17 protein-coding genes are annotated in these 16,593 nt (G+C 39.7%); 1 reads left to right on the top strand and 16 read right to left on the bottom strand.

The features are described 5' to 3' along the window. Together der and J6I68_RS05970 are read right to left on the bottom strand one after the other, a co-directional pair. A partial coding sequence (gene der / locus J6I68_RS05975; RefSeq protein WP_292218480.1) for a ribosome biogenesis GTPase Der occupies nucleotides 1-1,275 on the bottom strand: 1,275 nt, incomplete at its 3' end. Between the two features lie 11 nt (nucleotides 1,276-1,286). Next, nucleotides 1,287-2,633: a DUF512 domain-containing protein gene (locus tag J6I68_RS05970; RefSeq protein ID WP_292218477.1), complete on the bottom strand. Its 1,347-nt coding sequence runs from the start codon at nucleotides 2,631-2,633 to the stop codon at nucleotides 1,287-1,289. A gap of 135 nt (nucleotides 2,634-2,768) precedes the next feature. Here J6I68_RS05970 and J6I68_RS05965 point away from each other — a divergent pair, with 135 nt between their 5' ends. Then, a complete protein-coding gene (locus J6I68_RS05965; protein ID WP_292218475.1) occupies nucleotides 2,769-3,965 on the top strand; it encodes a ribose-phosphate pyrophosphokinase in 1,197 nt (398 codons plus the stop codon). A gap of 55 nt (nucleotides 3,966-4,020) precedes the next feature. Here the strand turns inward: J6I68_RS05965 and J6I68_RS05960 are convergent, their stop codons facing one another. The 14 genes from J6I68_RS05960 to J6I68_RS05895 form a co-directional block, all read right to left on the bottom strand. Beyond that, nucleotides 4,021-6,516 carry a sensor histidine kinase gene (locus J6I68_RS05960; RefSeq protein ID WP_292218474.1) on the bottom strand — a complete coding sequence of 832 codons (2,496 nt, stop codon included), beginning with the start codon at nucleotides 6,514-6,516 and terminating at the stop codon, nucleotides 4,021-4,023. Further along, a complete protein-coding gene (locus J6I68_RS05955; protein WP_292218471.1) occupies nucleotides 6,513-7,208 on the bottom strand; it encodes a response regulator transcription factor in 696 nt (231 codons plus the stop codon). The genes J6I68_RS05960 and J6I68_RS05955 overlap by 4 nt, the downstream gene beginning before the upstream one ends. Nucleotides 7,209-7,312: 104 nt before the next feature. After that, nucleotides 7,313-8,182, bottom strand: a complete 870-nt coding sequence (pgeF, locus tag J6I68_RS05950; RefSeq protein ID WP_292218469.1) for a peptidoglycan editing factor PgeF — start codon at nucleotides 8,180-8,182, stop codon at nucleotides 7,313-7,315. A 12-nt stretch (nucleotides 8,183-8,194) separates the two neighbouring features. After that, nucleotides 8,195-8,560 carry a YraN family protein gene (locus tag J6I68_RS05945; RefSeq protein ID WP_292218466.1) on the bottom strand — a complete coding sequence of 122 codons (366 nt, stop codon included), beginning with the start codon at nucleotides 8,558-8,560 and terminating at the stop codon, nucleotides 8,195-8,197. A gap of 19 nt (nucleotides 8,561-8,579) precedes the next feature. Next, on the bottom strand, nucleotides 8,580-8,876 hold the full coding sequence (locus J6I68_RS05940; protein ID WP_292218465.1) for an EscU/YscU/HrcU family type III secretion system export apparatus switch protein: 297 nt from the start codon (nucleotides 8,874-8,876) through the stop codon (nucleotides 8,580-8,582). An 11-nt stretch (nucleotides 8,877-8,887) separates the two neighbouring features. Continuing rightward, nucleotides 8,888-10,621, bottom strand: coding sequence for a flagellar hook-length control protein FliK (gene fliK, locus J6I68_RS05935; RefSeq protein ID WP_292218463.1), 1,734 nt, complete (start codon nucleotides 10,619-10,621; stop codon nucleotides 8,888-8,890). Then, nucleotides 10,618-11,379, bottom strand: a complete 762-nt coding sequence (locus J6I68_RS05930) for a ribonuclease HII (protein ID WP_292218462.1) — start codon at nucleotides 11,377-11,379, stop codon at nucleotides 10,618-10,620. The genes fliK and J6I68_RS05930 overlap by 4 nt, the downstream gene beginning before the upstream one ends. Continuing rightward, entirely contained in the window at nucleotides 11,379-11,912 is a 534-nt protein-coding gene (lepB, locus tag J6I68_RS05925; RefSeq protein ID WP_292218461.1) for a signal peptidase I, read from the bottom strand. Before lepB (J6I68_RS05925) ends, J6I68_RS05930 begins: the two co-directional genes overlap by 1 nt. 34 nt (nucleotides 11,913-11,946) lie before the next feature. Continuing rightward, entirely contained in the window at nucleotides 11,947-12,822 is an 876-nt protein-coding gene (ylqF, locus tag J6I68_RS05920) for a ribosome biogenesis GTPase YlqF (RefSeq protein ID WP_292218459.1), read from the bottom strand. A 14-nt stretch (nucleotides 12,823-12,836) separates the two neighbouring features. After that, nucleotides 12,837-13,436, bottom strand: coding sequence for a signal peptidase I (gene lepB, locus J6I68_RS05915; protein ID WP_292218456.1), 600 nt, complete (start codon nucleotides 13,434-13,436; stop codon nucleotides 12,837-12,839). Between the two features lie 73 nt (nucleotides 13,437-13,509). Further along, nucleotides 13,510-13,860, bottom strand: a complete 351-nt coding sequence (gene rplS, locus J6I68_RS05910; protein WP_292204305.1) for a 50S ribosomal protein L19 — start codon at nucleotides 13,858-13,860, stop codon at nucleotides 13,510-13,512. A gap of 104 nt (nucleotides 13,861-13,964) precedes the next feature. Then, entirely contained in the window at nucleotides 13,965-14,387 is a 423-nt protein-coding gene (locus J6I68_RS05905) for a cytidine deaminase (protein WP_292218482.1), read from the bottom strand. Between the two features lie 73 nt (nucleotides 14,388-14,460). Continuing rightward, nucleotides 14,461-15,402, bottom strand: a complete 942-nt coding sequence (locus J6I68_RS05900) for an ABC transporter permease (protein ID WP_292218454.1) — start codon at nucleotides 15,400-15,402, stop codon at nucleotides 14,461-14,463. Further along, entirely contained in the window at nucleotides 15,402-16,538 is a 1,137-nt protein-coding gene (locus J6I68_RS05895) for an ABC transporter permease (RefSeq protein WP_292218453.1), read from the bottom strand. The genes J6I68_RS05900 and J6I68_RS05895 overlap by 1 nt, the downstream gene beginning before the upstream one ends. Nucleotides 16,539-16,593: the final 55 nt, after the last annotated feature.

The raw sequence follows: 16,593 nt of genomic DNA, 5'->3' as shown, positions 1-16,593 counted from the left end.
TCCAAAGGCCTCTCTTATCTGATTCTCAATATATCTGGTGTAGCTAAAGTGCATCAAGTTCTTGTCGTTTACAAAAATTACAAAAGTAGGCGGCTTAACCGAAGCCTGAGTTATATAGAACAGCTTAAGTATCTTACCCTTATCGCTAGGTGGCTGCTGCATAACAACAGCCTGAGTCATAATCTCATTAAGTACACCTGTGGCAACTCTGAGAGCATGATTCTCACTTACAATGTCGATCATATCGTAGAGTTTAACAAGCCTCTGACCAGTCTCAGCAGATATGAACATGATCTCTGCATAGTTCATAAATGCAAGAGTATTCCTGATATCCTTGGTAAACTCTTTTACTGAATGATTGTCTTTTTCAATAAGGTCCCACTTGTTCACAGCTATGATGACTGCTTTGCCGCTTTCATGGGCTATTCCGGCTATCTTGGCATCCTGCTCTGTAACACCGTCTTCAGCATTGATGACAAGGATACATACATCAGCCCTTTCCACAGCTCCTACAGTCCTTACGATCATATAGTGTTCAAGGGCATCCTTGACCTTATTCTTTCTGCGAAGTCCTGCTGTATCAATAAATACGTACTTTTTGCCGTTGTGCTTAACCTCTGTATCTATAGCATCTCTTGTGGTTCCAGCAACATCAGAAACAATAAGTCTGTTTTCACCGATGAGTTTGTTGATTATTGAGCTCTTACCAACATTTGGCTTACCGATAATAGCAACCTTGATTGAATCGTCCTCTTCCTCTGCGGTTGAATCCTTGGAAAAATGGCTCACTACTTCTTCAAGAAGATCACCAAGGCCCTGTTTGTTAACAGCAGATATAGGGAAAGGCTCACCAATTCCAAGGTTGTAAAACTCATAGACATCAAGAGAATCTCTGCTGTAATTATCAACCTTATTGACACAAAGAACAATTGGCTTTCCTGAGCGCCTTAGCATATCTGCAACCTTGGCATCAGCATCCACAAGTCCCTGCTTGACGTCTACCATAAAGATGATGACATCAGCTGTATCAATGGCAATCTGGGCCTGCTCTCTCATTTGCGACAAGATTACGTCATTAGAATCAGGCTCAATACCACCGGTATCAATGAGAGTAAAGCTGTGATTAAGCCACTCAACATCCTGATATATCCTGTCTCTTGTAACGCCTGGAGTATCTTCCACAATAGCGATCCTTGAACCTGCCATGGCGTTAAAGAATGTGGATTTTCCTACATTTGGTCTGCCTACTACGGCAACAATATTTTTTCTGCTCATAAACTATCCTTTTAATATTCTATCCCAAAGAAATCAGAAACAAGTCCGTAGCCATCGCCACTGCTTATTCCTACTTTGATGTTAAGCTCCCTTTCGATGTCGCAAATTCTCACATCGTCTAGGAGGTAATCTTCACCGCTTCTTAACAGGTTTACTGGTAAAAAAAGCTCATCCCCAAGGTCTTTTCCTTTGAGCTGCGAAGTTATGTCCTGACCGGTCAAAAGCCCTGATACTGTGATCTTTTCACCAAAAAACTCGTTTATTATCTCATAAACATCTATTTTAAGTCCAGCACAAACGCTCATGGCCTTTTCTGCCATGTCTTTTATGCAGGGATAAACAAGCCTTCCTGTGGCAACAGAAATGTGGCGCTTAGTACCATCAATTTCTGTCTTGTGGTCACGAAGCATATCTTCAAAGCCATCATTAAACTCATTTATAAGAAGTCTCATCATGCCAACGCCATTTTCAAGCTGTATATAACCATCATATCTTTCAGCTTCCGGAAACGGTCTTCCAGCCAGGAAATACCACTCGTCGCTGGCGTGGATAAAATGAATCCCATGCTTGTCATAGATCTTTTTCTGCCAGGATTCGATCATATCTATGACCTCTTTGGCATCCTCGATGTTAAATGACTCTAATGGATAAAGACCATCTCTGTACTTGGAAAGACCAACTGGAACAACAGATACACTCTGAAGATTTGGAATGTATTTTGTAAGATCTCTAATGGACCTTTCAAGCTCAGGGCCGTCATTTACGCCCTTACAGAGAACTATCTGTCCGTTAAGCTCAATTCCTGAGTCCTTACTGCAGAGTCTGTCTACCTTTTTCAGCGCTTCGCCTGCAAATCTGTTTCCCAGCATCTTGCAACGTAGCTCAGGGTTGGTGGTCTGAAAAGAGACATTGATAGGCGAAAGATGGTACTTAAGTATCCTGTCTATGTCAGCGTCTGACATATTGGTAAGTGTTACATAGTTACCCTGAAGAAATGAAAGCCTTGAATCGTCGTCTTTAAAATAAAGCGTTTCTCTCATGCCCTTAGGCATCTGGTCAATAAAGCAAAAAATACATTTATTGCTGCAGGACCTGTAATCGTCCATAAGTCCGTTTTCAAACTCTATTCCAAGGTCCTCATCAAAATCTTTATCTACATCAAGGAGCCATTCTTCTCCATCAGGTTTCTTTATAAGAACATCAAGGTGCTCATCATGTGAAAGGAACTGATAATCAAAGATATCAGTTATCTTTTCACCATTTATGGAAATCAGCTCATCCCCTGGTTCAATGCCAAGTTCCTGAGCAATACTTCCTTCTTCGATGGCGCCAATGATGTGGCTTTTGTGCTTGTTCATAACTGTTTCCTATCATACTGCGGTCAATAATAATCCATTTGATATTATACATGAAATTTCTTGACGTGTCAGCACAACAGGTGATATATATGATAATGGTTGACCACTTGAAATCTTCTTAAGAAAGGGGCAAAAATGCCTGATTTTCATCAATTAGAAAGTTTAATCCCAGTAGCACCACTTAATCTTATAGTAATGGAATCTGCCAAGTCTCTTGGAGAAAGCGTTGATAAATACATCGCTGAGTTCAGGCACAATCTTTACCAGATGCCTGAGTCTGATCCTGCTTTTCACGGTTATGTTAAGGATTCTTACAAAATTGACTACTCTCTCGACAGATTTGGAAGCGGAGAAGCCAAGGCCACAATAAACGAAAGTGTCCGTGGTAATGACGTTTATATCCTGACAGATGTCTGCAACTACAGCATCACCTACAAGATGTACAACTACGTCAACCACAAGTCTCCCGATGATCATTACCAGGATTTAAAAAGAGTTATCGGTGCCATCACTGGAAAAGCTAAGAGAATAAATGTAATAATGCCCTTCCTTTATGAAGGAAGACAGCACAAAAGAAACGGTATGGAATCCCTTGATGCTGCTCAGATGTTTAAAGAGCTCCATGACATGGGCATATCAAACTTTATCACCTTTGACGCTCATGATCCAAGAATATCAAATGCCAAGCCCCTTGGCGGCTTTGATAACTTCCTTGCTTCCTACCAGTTTATGAAAGCACTTCTATCCCGCATAGACGATCTTACAGTTGATAAAGACCACCTTACCGTAATAAGCCCTGACGAAGGTGCTTTGGACAGAGCCGTATACTTTGCAAATGTAATTGGCGCAGATACAGGAATGTTCTACAAAAGACGTGACTATGCTCACATCGTAAACGGCACAAACCCAATCGTAGCTCATGAGTTCCTTGGCTCTGACATTCACGGAAGAGACGTTATCGTCATCGATGATATGATCTCCTCTGGCTCATCAATGATCGATACAGCAGGGCAGCTCAAGAACATGGGTGCAAAAAGAGTATTTATCTGCACAACATTCGGTCTTTTCACAGATGGCATGAAGAAATTTGACGAAGGCTACAAAAACAAATACTTCGATGCAGTTATTACCACTAACCTCACCTACATGAACGATGAGATCAAGTCAAGAGAATACATATTTATTGCAGACATGGGCAAGTTCCTTGCAACAATCATTGATTTCCTTAATCATGATGCATCAATGTCCACAGTTAATATGCCAACTGAAAAGATCCATGAGATTGTAGAAAAATACAACAACGGTCTTATTGCACCAGAGCTTTACGAGTAAATAAAGCAAAATCAAACCCTTGGGATTGCTCCCAAGGGTTTTCTTATGCATATATTTATTTTGCTGCATCAAACTTTATGATCACCTTAAACAGGTCTCCATCAAGTCTTATGTCGAAGTCGCCTCCCTGGGCAGCTGTAAGGTTCTTGGCAATTGAAAGCCCAAGTCCGCTTCCCTCGGTGGTTCTTGAAACATCTCCTCTTATAAATCTCTCTGTCAGCTCCGTTGCATCAATATTAAGCTCTGAAGCTGATATGTTCTTTATTGAGAATACTACCTTGTCATTTCCATTTTCATTCTCTTCATAAACCATATCAAGATAAACTCTCGTACCACTAAGAGCATATTTGCAGACGTTGTTGAGCAGGTTCTCAATTACTCTCCAAAGGTGCCTTGCATCTGCCATGATCATCATATCCTGCTGCTTGGGCTTAAAGATCACTGAAAGAGAATTCTTTTCAAGCTTTTCATAAAACTCTCCGATAGTCTGGTTTACAAGTTCTACAAAGTTTATTCTGGAAAGCTCAATACTGATATTTCCTGAGCTTATTTTAGAAGCCTCTACAAGATCTTCAGTCAGCTGTTTTAATTTCTGGCTCTTAACATCAAGAATTTCAATATATTCCTTAGCCTTTTCGTTATTTATGTCTTCACGCTTTAAAAGGTCAACATAATTGATGATGGAAGTAAGAGGTGTCTTGATGTCATGTGACACATTGGTGATAAGGTCAGCCTTTAGCTTTTCATCCTTCATGCTGGTATTTACTGCCCTGTCTATACCCTCTCCTATGGAGTTTACAGCCTCTGCAAGTCTGATATTGTCAGAATGCAGATTCTCTGATGTAACTTTATCCTTTACGTTTCCGTTCTTAATATTTTCAATGACTCCAATTATCTTGTCTCTGTCGAGATTTTGTCTGTATCTGTATATTCCGACCAGTATATCGAAAAGTGCAGCCACAAGTATTCCAGCTACTCCAAGCCTGAATAACACGATATTAAACGCGACAAAGAACAGATATGGGATCCAGCTTCTTATGATCACATTGCCATTGTCAGTAGTATTTACTATAAGGTTTCTTGTGCCTATTATGATTGCTCTGAGAACACTGTCTTTCCATAGAAGCTTTTGAGCACCTTTTTTAGCAAGGCTGTAAACCATATACAAAAATCCGCAACTGGCAATAAATCCAATTAAAGCACAGATATATGGAAACAGTGTGTTTGACAGCATGTCGCTTCTGTCTGTAATAAGGTAAAAGGCATAATACAGTATTGCTGGTATCACCATCACTAAAATGCCGATGATGGCAATAAGTTCTGTCTGCAGCCCCTTAGTAAGGTCTGCCTTACCCTTTACTTCCTGATCATCAGAAGCTGCATAAACAAACTCTTTCTTCTGAAGACTAATGTAGACAACAAGCAATACCATGTACAAAACTGCCGCAATGATGCCAATTACATAAAGCTGTGACTTATATGGCATATATTTTGAAAAATTAGTCTTACCATAAACGAAGCTGTCCACCACAGGATAATGCATTGTATCAACACCAATATAGACCTTGATCTGATCAGGATACGCATAGCTATAGGTCTTTACAATGGACCTGACAACGCTCTCCTTTATAAGCGTGTTAGTCTCATACTTGATCTCATATGGGCAGTAATAAATATATCTTCCATAATTTTCAAAAATGCCCCCAATGTCTTTACCAGTTGTTTCTTTTGAAAGCTCTGGGACATTGGTAAACACGCTTGTTTTTCCATTTATGGTCCTGGTGATATAGTACCTTAAATTAGAGTTCAAGTAATCATAGTAGGATATGGTATTGTTGTACTCTTCGTAGTTGGACAAAAGATCTTTTGCCGCCTCTTCAACATATGAGCACAAAAGGTTGTATTCTTCCCAGGTGGAAACAATATCTTCAATATTCCTGCCATCTGCTGTCTGATATCTGTTTATGAGGCATGTGTGTTCACCGTCTGAAGGGACGGAGTTTCCAGAGATAGCAAAAGTGATACTGTTTCCATCTATCTGTGAATTAAGATAGGAGTTCATCCCACCTGAGAAGGCATTGTTTTTAAGGTGAGTATAGGTTGTTGAAGCACTAAGGAAATTAGCGCTCTGCTCACTGTTAAACATCTTGGTCTCGTAGTTAAATCCACTCTGCGCCCATTTAAGAAGGTCTGATAAATAGTAAACAGCAGTTATATAATCACCAGAGAGTGTAGCCCCTCTGTTTACATAGGCTGTTACATCTATCATTTTCTTATCATCATACTGCCCAGCTGTTTCAAGCTGGCTTCTGATGGCCACGTGCCTGAGTACATCGGAGACATTATTGCCAAGAATATTATTGAAAAGATATGAAGATTCATAATCCCTTGACTTGTCTGATTCGTACAGATTATAGGACTGATAGCCATTTATTCCGCTGATCATTATGCTTGAGCCAGCCATGGTATAAGCTATTGCAAAAGCAACTATTGCAGCCAGTATATGCTGGACTAAGCGGAGCGTTCTGAATTTTCCTGCGTTCTTTTTCATTTAGCATCTTCCTCAATTTTGTATCCAACGCCCCAAACCACCTTAAGGAATTTGGGTTCTCTTGGATCCACTTCTATTTTTTCTCTGATATGTCTGATATGGACAGCTATGGTATTATCAGTTCTGACAGAGATATCTCCCCAGATATTTTCATAAATCTGGTCGATTGAATATACCTTTCCTTTGTTCTTGGCAAGAAAAGCCAAAATCTTATACTCAATGGGTGTAAGCCTTATGGATTCGCCATAAACAGTTACTGTTTTGGCATTATCGTCCACAACCAGTCCACCAGAAGTATAAACATTGTCTTTTTCAACAATCTTGCCAAGGGTGGTGTATCTTCTTACATTACTTTTAACTCTCGCCACAAGTTCAAGTGGGTTAAAGGGCTTTGTAACATAGTCATCTGCACCAATATTAAGTCCCAGGATCTTGTCAGAATCTTCTGATTTTGCTGAAAGAAAGATAACGGGAATAGTTGAGAAACCTCGAAGCTCTTTAACAAGATGAATGCCATCAAGCTTTGGCATCATGATATCAACTATAGCAAGGTGGATCTGGTTTTTTCGAAGTACAGATAGTCCCTCTTCTCCGTCGTAGGCCTTGTAGACGTGAAAACCTTCCTGCTCCAGGTAGATTTCGATAGCATCAACTATTTCTCTGTCGTCATCACATACTAAAATGTTTTCCATAGCGTCCTCTCATATCTTTCTTATTACTATTAAATCATCTAAATCTTAAGATTTACCGTCGAAATTTCTTAAGATTTCTTAAGAATTATACTTTTTTTCGATAATTATTCCTTAATTGACAAAAAAGCGCACAGATTCCCTCTTTTTTCACCATGAATCCTATGTGAAAAAAGAAGATCTGGATTGCATCTGGTACATATATCAGTAACAATAATGTTCTCTTCTTTTACGCCACTTTGCAAAAGAGTAAGCTTTATAGCATTCCAAAGATAAAGCCTGTACTTCCCTTCAGGATATGGGATCAGTATCTTTTCATTCTCAAGCTCATGTTTACTAAAGGCGCCTGAAAACTCTTTTGCAACATCCTCTCCGATCTCATAGCAGGGGCCGCAAATAGATGGGCCTATGGCACATATAAGATCAGATGGGTCAGTGCCATAATTTTCGGTCATCTTTTCTATAGTTTTCATGGCAATTTTGCCCTTAGTTCCTTTCCAGCCGGAATGGGACAGACCGATAGCTCTCGTAACAGGGTCAATAAAATATACAGGCGGGCAGTCAGCGTGAAAAGTAGCTAGAATTATTCCTGGAACATTAGTTATAAGGCCGTCAATGTCTGTATAGTCCCTCTGGATCTTTGGCCCCTTTCCCCTGTCCTTTTCTGTAATGACCTTGACATTAGTTGTGTGGGTTTGGAATGTGCACACAAAATCATCCAGCTTTTTGCCATGGCCAAGAGCATCAGATATAAGTCTGTAGTTCTCATCAACAGCCTCTTTATCGTCTCCTCTTGTGTAACTTAAGTTGCACTCACTATAAATACCTTTTGAAACGCCACCAAGCCTTGTGCTAAACATATGATCAACTATGCCAAGTTTCTCAATTTTGGGGAAAACAAGGTATTTTAGATCACCATTTTCTCTAAGCTCCATAGTCTTCATATTTCCATAACGCTTTATCCTGATATTTCTCATTTTGCTTCCTTTTCATTCAATATAGTCAAAGGCATTTTTTATCCACTTGATAGCTTTAATGCCTTCATTTACGGACACTGCAATTACATCATATCTTATAGGGGTATCAAAAGAAAGATTTTTAGAATATAGATAGAACCTTGAGACTTTAGATATTTTTCTTTGTTTATAATAATTTACTGCTTCCTGGGGCTGTCCATAATCAGAACTATTGCGGAATTTCACTTCAATAAAGCAAAGATATTCTTTATCCCTGGCAATTATATCGATTTCACCCTGTCTGCAACGGAAATTGCGAGCTATGATCTTTATCCCCTGGGATTTCAAATAGTTACAGACAAGATCTTCATTCCCATCGCCAATTACTCTTTTATTCAATTCAAATTACCTGTTACCTTTACCTTGATTTATCTTTTGCCTTGATCTTGTCCATTGCATCAACAAAGACCAGAATTTCAGCCACAACCTCATAGAGCTCAGGAGGAATCATCTCGCCAATTTCAAGTCTCGAAAGAGTATCAGCAAGCTTGTCGTCCTCATGAACCGGGATCTTGTTGTCCTTAGCCTGTTCAATGATCTTTTCAGCCAGAGCTCCGCGGCCTGATGCAATGACCTTAGGAGCGCCGTCTTCATTGGGATCATAGCCCAGAGCCACGGCAGTTTTTATTTTTTTCTTCTCGTTATTTTCAGCCATACCTGCGCCCTTTAAGCTCTTGCATCAAAAGAATTGGTTGAAATGACAGGTGTCTTGCTTACGCTGAGCATCTCATCAACAGCCAGGTCCTGTCCGTCCATATCATCATGAAGCTTTAATGTAGCTTCCATGTAATATCCTCTTTTTTCAAGTCTCTCATTCAAAATGTGGATATTGTCATTTATAAGATCTATGACGCTGTCATCTGCCACATAAAAGTTCGTGGTAACCTTGCTGTTAAGCAGCTTTACATATACATCAACAGGTCCTAGATTTTCCATATCCAGATGGAGTGCTGCGCTTACAGAACCGTCTTCACTCATCTTCTTATGTTTGTTTCTGTAGACATAAAGATCTCCATGGACATTCTGCCCTGCCATCTGAAGTGGAAGCTGAACATATTGAAACATCTGATTTAGCTGATTCATAAAGTCCAGGTTATTCTGAAGATTATTAGCTGACTGCGCCAGCCTGCTCTCAGCTCCAAGATTCTGAGTTATGGCATTTGTAAGGCCCTTAGCCTGATTACTCAGCCTTTGATAGAGGTTTTCAATATTCTCTTTATTTCCAACTTCCAGTGGTTTTAGATGCCACTGAGACTGCATATTATCCTTTAAGAGCTTTGTATATTCTTTTCCTGAAAAGACATTTTTCCAGGCTGCACTTTCAGCAGGGTCTGACATGTCAGCCTTTTCAAAGTTCTGCGCCAGTTCCTTTAAAAGAGCCTTCTGTGCATTTTCAAGCTTTGCTGCCTGCTGAGGGTTCTCAGAAAGATCCAGGTTCGCAGCTTCTTTTAGAGCTTCACTATAAGTGTTTATGGTTTTATCAGAGATTCCAAGATTTCTAAGGTTATCAATAAATCTGTCTGATAAAGCCATGGAAGGCTGCCTGACACTATCTCCAGAAGCTTTTAAAGCATCTTGAAGTTCAGCTTCCTTTGCCACAGCCTGTGAATTATCCTTAGTGATCTCAGTGCTTTCTAAAGCTTCTTCATCAGCATCAACCAGCGAATTGGATATGGGTCCTGCTTCTTTTGAATTAGCTTCTTCGGAAAGGTTTATCTCCTGACCAAAGAGTTTAAGTACTGAGCCATACAGATCTAAAGCCTGGGTATCCTTTCCCGCAGCCATAAGTTCAGAAAATGCATTTGGCATATCTTCTATTATGCTTTCCATAGTAGAAGTTACCTGATGTTCATAGTTTTTGTAGCTCTCAAATTGCTGTATATTGTTTTCATCAATTGGAATCCCAAGACTCTTCATCTCAACAAGAGTTGTGACAGAAGTATTTGGAAATGAATTAAGAGACTTATTCATCTCAAGAAGCGCATCTTTATTGATAGGTAAAGATGCTGACATCATATCCTTCACCATCTGGATCGAATCATTATTTATTTCAATTCCAGCGGCAGTCAGAGCCTTAAGTGTGCTCTGATCTATGGAAGTATTCTCATAAAGAGGAGTTATGGACACAGTGCCTGATGAGCCGCTCCTGACACTAAAATTAAGAGTCTGCCCTTCTCTAAGCCCCATTCCATCCTGGAGCCTTGCCTGAATTTCAGCATCACCAACATTTATTGTAGCAATCTTACCTTCGGTTGTGTCACTAATGGACACAACAGTACCTTGAATGGTAGATCCAGTTTTAAGCTCAAGGTTTTGTGAAGATACTTCCTGCCCCCTTAAACTGCTACCATCAATATTTAAAGTATTATTTTGCCCGGTAACACCACCAATTATACTCATACAAAATTACCTATGAAGGAACGTCTGTGAATCTCGCAGGGGCCATACTTTTTCAGGGCAGCAATATGAGCTTCGCTTCCATATCCCTTATTTGAATCAAATCCGTACTCAGGATACTTCAAAGAAAGTTCTTTCATAAGGCGGTCCCTTGTAACCTTGGCAATGATGCTTGCTGCCGCAATTGATGCGCTCTTGGCATCACCTTTTATGATAGATACCTGTTTGTACATTTCAAGCTGAGGAATGTGAACAGCATCAATTAAAAGTGCATCAGGCTTAGGATTAAGTCCCTCTACTGCCTTGGTCATAGCTTCATATGTGGCATTAAGGATATTGATTTCATCAATGCGCTCACAAGTAGAAAAGCCAATGCTTACGCTTACTGCCTCTTCCATTATGACATCATAAAGCTCTTCTCTCTTTTTTTCGGATAATTTCTTGGAATCATTTAGATATAACAAAGGGCAGTCAGGCTTTAATATAACAGCTGCTGCATAGACAGGACCTGCAAGCGGGCCTCTACCAACCTCATCTATCCCGCATAACAGGCCAAGATCTCCATATTCACGTTCGTACCTGTACATTTCATAGGTACGTTTTTTCTCTTTTTCAAGTGAATCTATTTTTTTACTTGCACTTTCAACAAGTTTGATAACTCCGGCTCTTTCATCACTTTTGTAGGTATCAATAAAAAGCTTGAGCTCATCTTCTGTTTGTGAGCTTTGTAGTATCCCCTTGATGTCAGAAAGTGACTGCATTATTCTACTCCCCCAAATTTTGAAAATGGATATATCCTCACAAAAGCCTTACCCAGGATATCCTTCTTATGAATGTTCCCCACCGAGATATCTCTGCTGTCCATACTGTGATTTCTATTATCACCCATTACAAAGTATTCGTCTTCTCCAAGAAGTATTTCTGTTTCAGCTCTTCCTGGATCAATGATAACTTCAGCTCCATAGTTCTCAATAAGCTTTGCATCGTTTATATAGATGGTTCCGTCAAAATCGATTCTGACCCTTTCCCCTGGAAGGCCAATGACTCTTTTTATGAAGTACTGATTGTTACCATACTGATATGGGAAAATAACAATATCATATCTATGAGGTTCTATGAATCTGTAAGAAAGCTTATCAACTATCAAAGAATCATGATCCTGAAGTGTTGGCTCCATTGAAGAACCACTTACTTCTGTTCTCTGAGCTACAAAGGTTATAAACAGGAAAGTAAGTCCAAAGATTACTACCAGGTATAAAAGTGTGCTCATGATCTCTTTAAGTACTTTACTCATTTTCCATCTCGATTCCGTGCGTCGATGCACTATTTTATTCAGGTCTTTCCAATGACAGTCTTCCAAGTCTTCCATTTCTAAAATCATCAAGCAGAAGTGATGAAGCTCTGTCAATATCAGGAACAGCTCCCTGTTTGATCAGTTTTCTGTTTTCTGCGATAGCAGAAAGCACCGCGCTAAACTCATTAGCATACTGATCCTCTAAAAAGACAGATAACTGCTCTTCAGTTATATTATACTTCTCTTTTATGACTCCAGGGTAGTAGTTATTTAGCACTTTTATCAGATCACAGGCAAGTTCCACGCTATCAAGATTTTCATCATTCATGGAACCAATAAGCGCAAGATGAAGTCCTACCTCCTGATCCTCAAATTTAGGCCATAAAATACCGGGAGTATCAAGAAGCTGCATGTTTTTTCCAAGAGAAATCCATTGTTTTCCCTTAGTTACTCCAGGTTTATTACCTGTTTTTGCAGAGTTTCTTCCAGCAAGCTTATTTATGAATGTAGACTTACCTACATTGGGAATACCTGCCACCATGGCTCTGATAGGTCTTCCTACAATTCCTCTTTTCTTATCCCGCTCTATTTTCTCTGCGCAGGCACTTTGAATCACATCTTTAACCTTACCAGCTTCATTTCCTGTCTTGGAATTCATTTCAAGAACAAAATTGCCCTGTGCTTCATAGTATTCTTTCCATCTTTTGGTAACTGCAGGGTCTGCAAGATCAGCCTTATTTAAGATAATAAGTCTGTACTTGTTCTTACCAAGCTCGTCAATATCAGGATTTCTTCCTGACGCTGGAATACGGGCATCAGTAAGCTCTATTATTATATCTATCAGCTTGATGTTTTCCTGCATCATTCTGATAGCCTTTGTCATATGTCCGGGATACCATTGATAATTCATATAATCACCAGTCCTTAATAATTGTCTAAGATTGGTCCAAAGTGCGCATCTTCATATGCAAATTTAAACCATGCTTTTCCAACGATCATTGACTCACTAACGATTCCAATATTAGCACTTCTGGAATCTTCACTGCTGTTTCTGTTATCGCCAAGAACAAAATATTCTCCGCTTTTTAGCTTTATTGGATTGGATGCAATGCCTGCATCCTCCATTTTATCAAAATAGTCGTCATCCTCTTTGGAAGGTTCACCATTAATATACAAAGTACCATCTGTTATCTGGACTGTATCTCCGGCCTTTGCGACTATTCTTTTTACATAATAATGGGAATTAGTATTACCATTTGGTAGAAATACAACTATATCTCCGGTTTTGGGACTAATAATCTTTGATAGTGCCCTGTCAACTAAAACCTTCTGACCATTTGAAAGAAGTGGCTCCATTGAATCACCAATGACCATTACCTGCATTCCAAAGAAGAATACAAGTGCACAGGCTACTGCTACAGCAGCTAAAGTAATAGAGAGCCATGAAAAGATTTCTCTGATAAGCTTTGGGGTTATTCTCTTTTTCTTTTGATTAAAAGTAAGATAGTTCTTCCTTGATCTCATGATAGAGTACCTCAATCAGCTTTAGAATTTAAAAAGGGCAATTACTAAACGTAACTGCCCTTTAAAAAACAAATTATCTGGTAACAAGCTCCTTAACCTTAGCCTTTTTACCTGTAAGTCCCTTAAGGTAGTTCAGCTTAGCTCTTCTTACCTTACCTCTTCTAACAACTTCAACCTTCTCAACGATAGGTGAGTGAAGAGGCCATGTCTTCTCAACGCCAACACCGTAAGACTCTTTTCTTACTGTGAAAGTAGTACGGTTGCTTCCGCCCTGAATCTTCTTAACAGTTCCCTCGAAAACCTGAATTCTCTCACGGTTTCCTTCCTTGATCTTAGCATGAACTCTAACTGTGTCACCAGTGTTGAATACAGGTGCGTTAGCGTTAAGCTGCTCTTTCTCGAGCTCCTGGATAATTGTACTCATATCTATTCTCCTATTCTATGGACGTTCTTACACATAATCAATATGTCAGAGGACCGTCTGATTATCACAACGCACTATAATATAACATAAAACATAGCACTAAGTCAACCCAAAAGATCTTTTGGTCCAAATCTGTCAGGAAGATTATCGTTAAGATCAACTATTTTGTACTCATCAACAGATTTAGCGATTATGATCTTAAAGTCATCATGGCAGAATTCACTCATTACCTGCCTGCAAACTCCGCATGGCGGGCAGTAATCTACAGGGTCTGCTCCAGCAGGTCCTCCAACAACGGCTATAGCTGTAAATTCCTTAACGCCCTCACTGACAGCCTTGAAAAAAGCTGTTCTCTCAGCACAATTGGTAGGTGTAAAAGAAGCATTTTCGATATTGCAGCCTGTATAGACAGTGCCATTTGCAGCAAGAAGTGCTGCTCCTACATTGAAATGTGAATAAGGAGTATAGCTCATTTTTCTCATTTCCAGAGCCTTTTTGATCAATTCCTGTACGTTTATTTCCATAATTCTAATTTCATCCTGATTTGTCTTTAGTCTAAATTCCCCGCCTATTAAGGCGGGGAAAACATTTTTTATTCTATTACCTTGATCCCTTGTCGTAAGGAATACCTTCTGCCTTAGGTGCTCTTGAATTAGATGAAGTAAATGCAAGAACAATAAGTGAAATGATATAAGGCATCATGTTGTAAACAGAACCTGGAATGTTCAATGCTGCAAGGAAATCAAATCCTGAGTATACGTTGGACAATGCTCTAAAGAATCCAAACAGTATAGCTGCAAGACCAATGTTAATTGGTTTCCACTGACCAAAGATCATAACTGCAAGAGCAAGGAAACCAAATCCTGCAACACCTACCTCAAACTTCCATTCACTAACACCGGCTGTGATATAAACAATACCACCAATACCAGCAAGCATTCCAGAAATAAGTACTCCAGCCCAACGCATTGTATATACATTGATACCTACACTGTCTGCAGCCTGAGGATGTTCACCGCAGGCCATAAGACGAAGACCAAATCTTGTCTTATAAAGTACAACATAAGCAAGGATAAGCGCTATAAGTGCTACAAGCATGAACCAGTTAAACTGGAATGAACCAATTGGAACAACCAGCGCCTTCTTGGTCTGTGTGTACTGCACAGTAGAAGAAACGTTATCTGGGTTTTCTGCCATGTTTATTGACTTAACAATAACTGTAGCTGCAGCTGCAGCAAGCATGTTAAGAGCTGTACCAACAAGGGTCTGATCAGCCTTTAAGTTGATGCAGGCAACAGCAAGAAGTACAGAATAAACAACTCCAGAAACTACTGCTGCAAGGATTACTGCAAGTACTATCAGTAATGCTGGTGTATTTGGAGAAATATACTTAAGTGTAAGGGCGCCGCCTAAAGCTCCCATTACCATGATTCCCTCAAGTCCCAGGTTAATAACACCAGAGTGCTCAGAAAAGCATCCGCCAAGAGCAACCAAGATCAAAACTGAAGCAAATAAAAGTGTATACTGAATTAGTAATACCATTATCTTTTACCTCCTTCTTTTCTTTCTTTTGCTCTCTCCTGTCTATTCCTCAAATAGTTATTCAGATATAACTTAAAGAATAATACAAATCCACACAGGTAAATGATGATAGCTGAAATAAAGTCTGAAATCTGTGAAGGATAGATGTTCTTATCAAGGTATGATCCACCACTTGTAATGTGCTGAATAAAGTAGGAAGCAAATATTGTTCCAATTGGATCAAGACCACCAAGGAACGTAGCTGCAATTCCATTAAAGCCCATTGAAGGAACAGATGACTGAGTTACTGACCACTGCTCGTATCCTGAAAGGAAAAGGAAAGCTGCTCCGATACCAGCAAGTGCACCGCCGATAAAGAGTGTTATGATCACATTTCTCTTTTCTTTCATTCCACTGTACTTGGCTGCATCCTTGGCAATACCAGTTGCCTTGATCTCATAGCCAAATACTGTCTTACTGAGAATGATCTTAATAAGTATCGCAACGAGGATAGCAAGTGGAATTGCTATTGTTACATACTTATTATTTGAAAAGAGCTTTTCAAGTCCCAGTGATGGCAAGAGCGCTGATTCATTTACGCTGGCAACCTGTACTGTATATGGGCTTGCAGTCTCTTTTACTCCCGAAAGAAGCATGTTAACTGTGTAAAGACCTATCCAGTTGAGCATGATTCCTGAAATAACCTCATTAACGTTAAGATATGACTTTAACAGTCCTACGATTATTCCAAATACACCACCTGCGATAAGTGCTGCAAGGAGGCACACTATCCAAGGAAGCTTAAGTGAAAGCGCACAAAACAGTGCTGCACCTGCGCCTGCTACATACTGTCCGGCAGCTCCGATGTTGAAAAGTCCAGCCTGGTAGCAGAACTGAATCGACAACGCGCACATAAGAAGTGGAGCAGCCTTAACAAGTGTGTTTCCAAGGTACTTCATTGCCGCGGCCTTGGTTGGATAAGTAAAGTAATTCTTTAAAATTGTAATGATAGCTTCTGTTGCACCCTTAGGATTGATGATAAGAAGTGCAATGTAACCAACAAAAAGTCCGATTATTATACAGAGAATAGCAGCTAAAATGGACTGTACAGCTGGTTTTGCCAAAAAGCTGTTTTTAGAATTATCAGATGAACCCATCAGGCTGTTACCTCCTTTCTCTTAGCTCCTGCCATGTAAAGACCAAGTTCTTCAG

Source organism: Butyrivibrio sp. (genome assembly GCF_017940685.1).
Lineage (GTDB): Bacteria > Bacillota > Clostridia > Lachnospirales > Lachnospiraceae > Butyrivibrio.
This window is presented reverse-complemented; position numbering and strand designations above follow the sequence as displayed.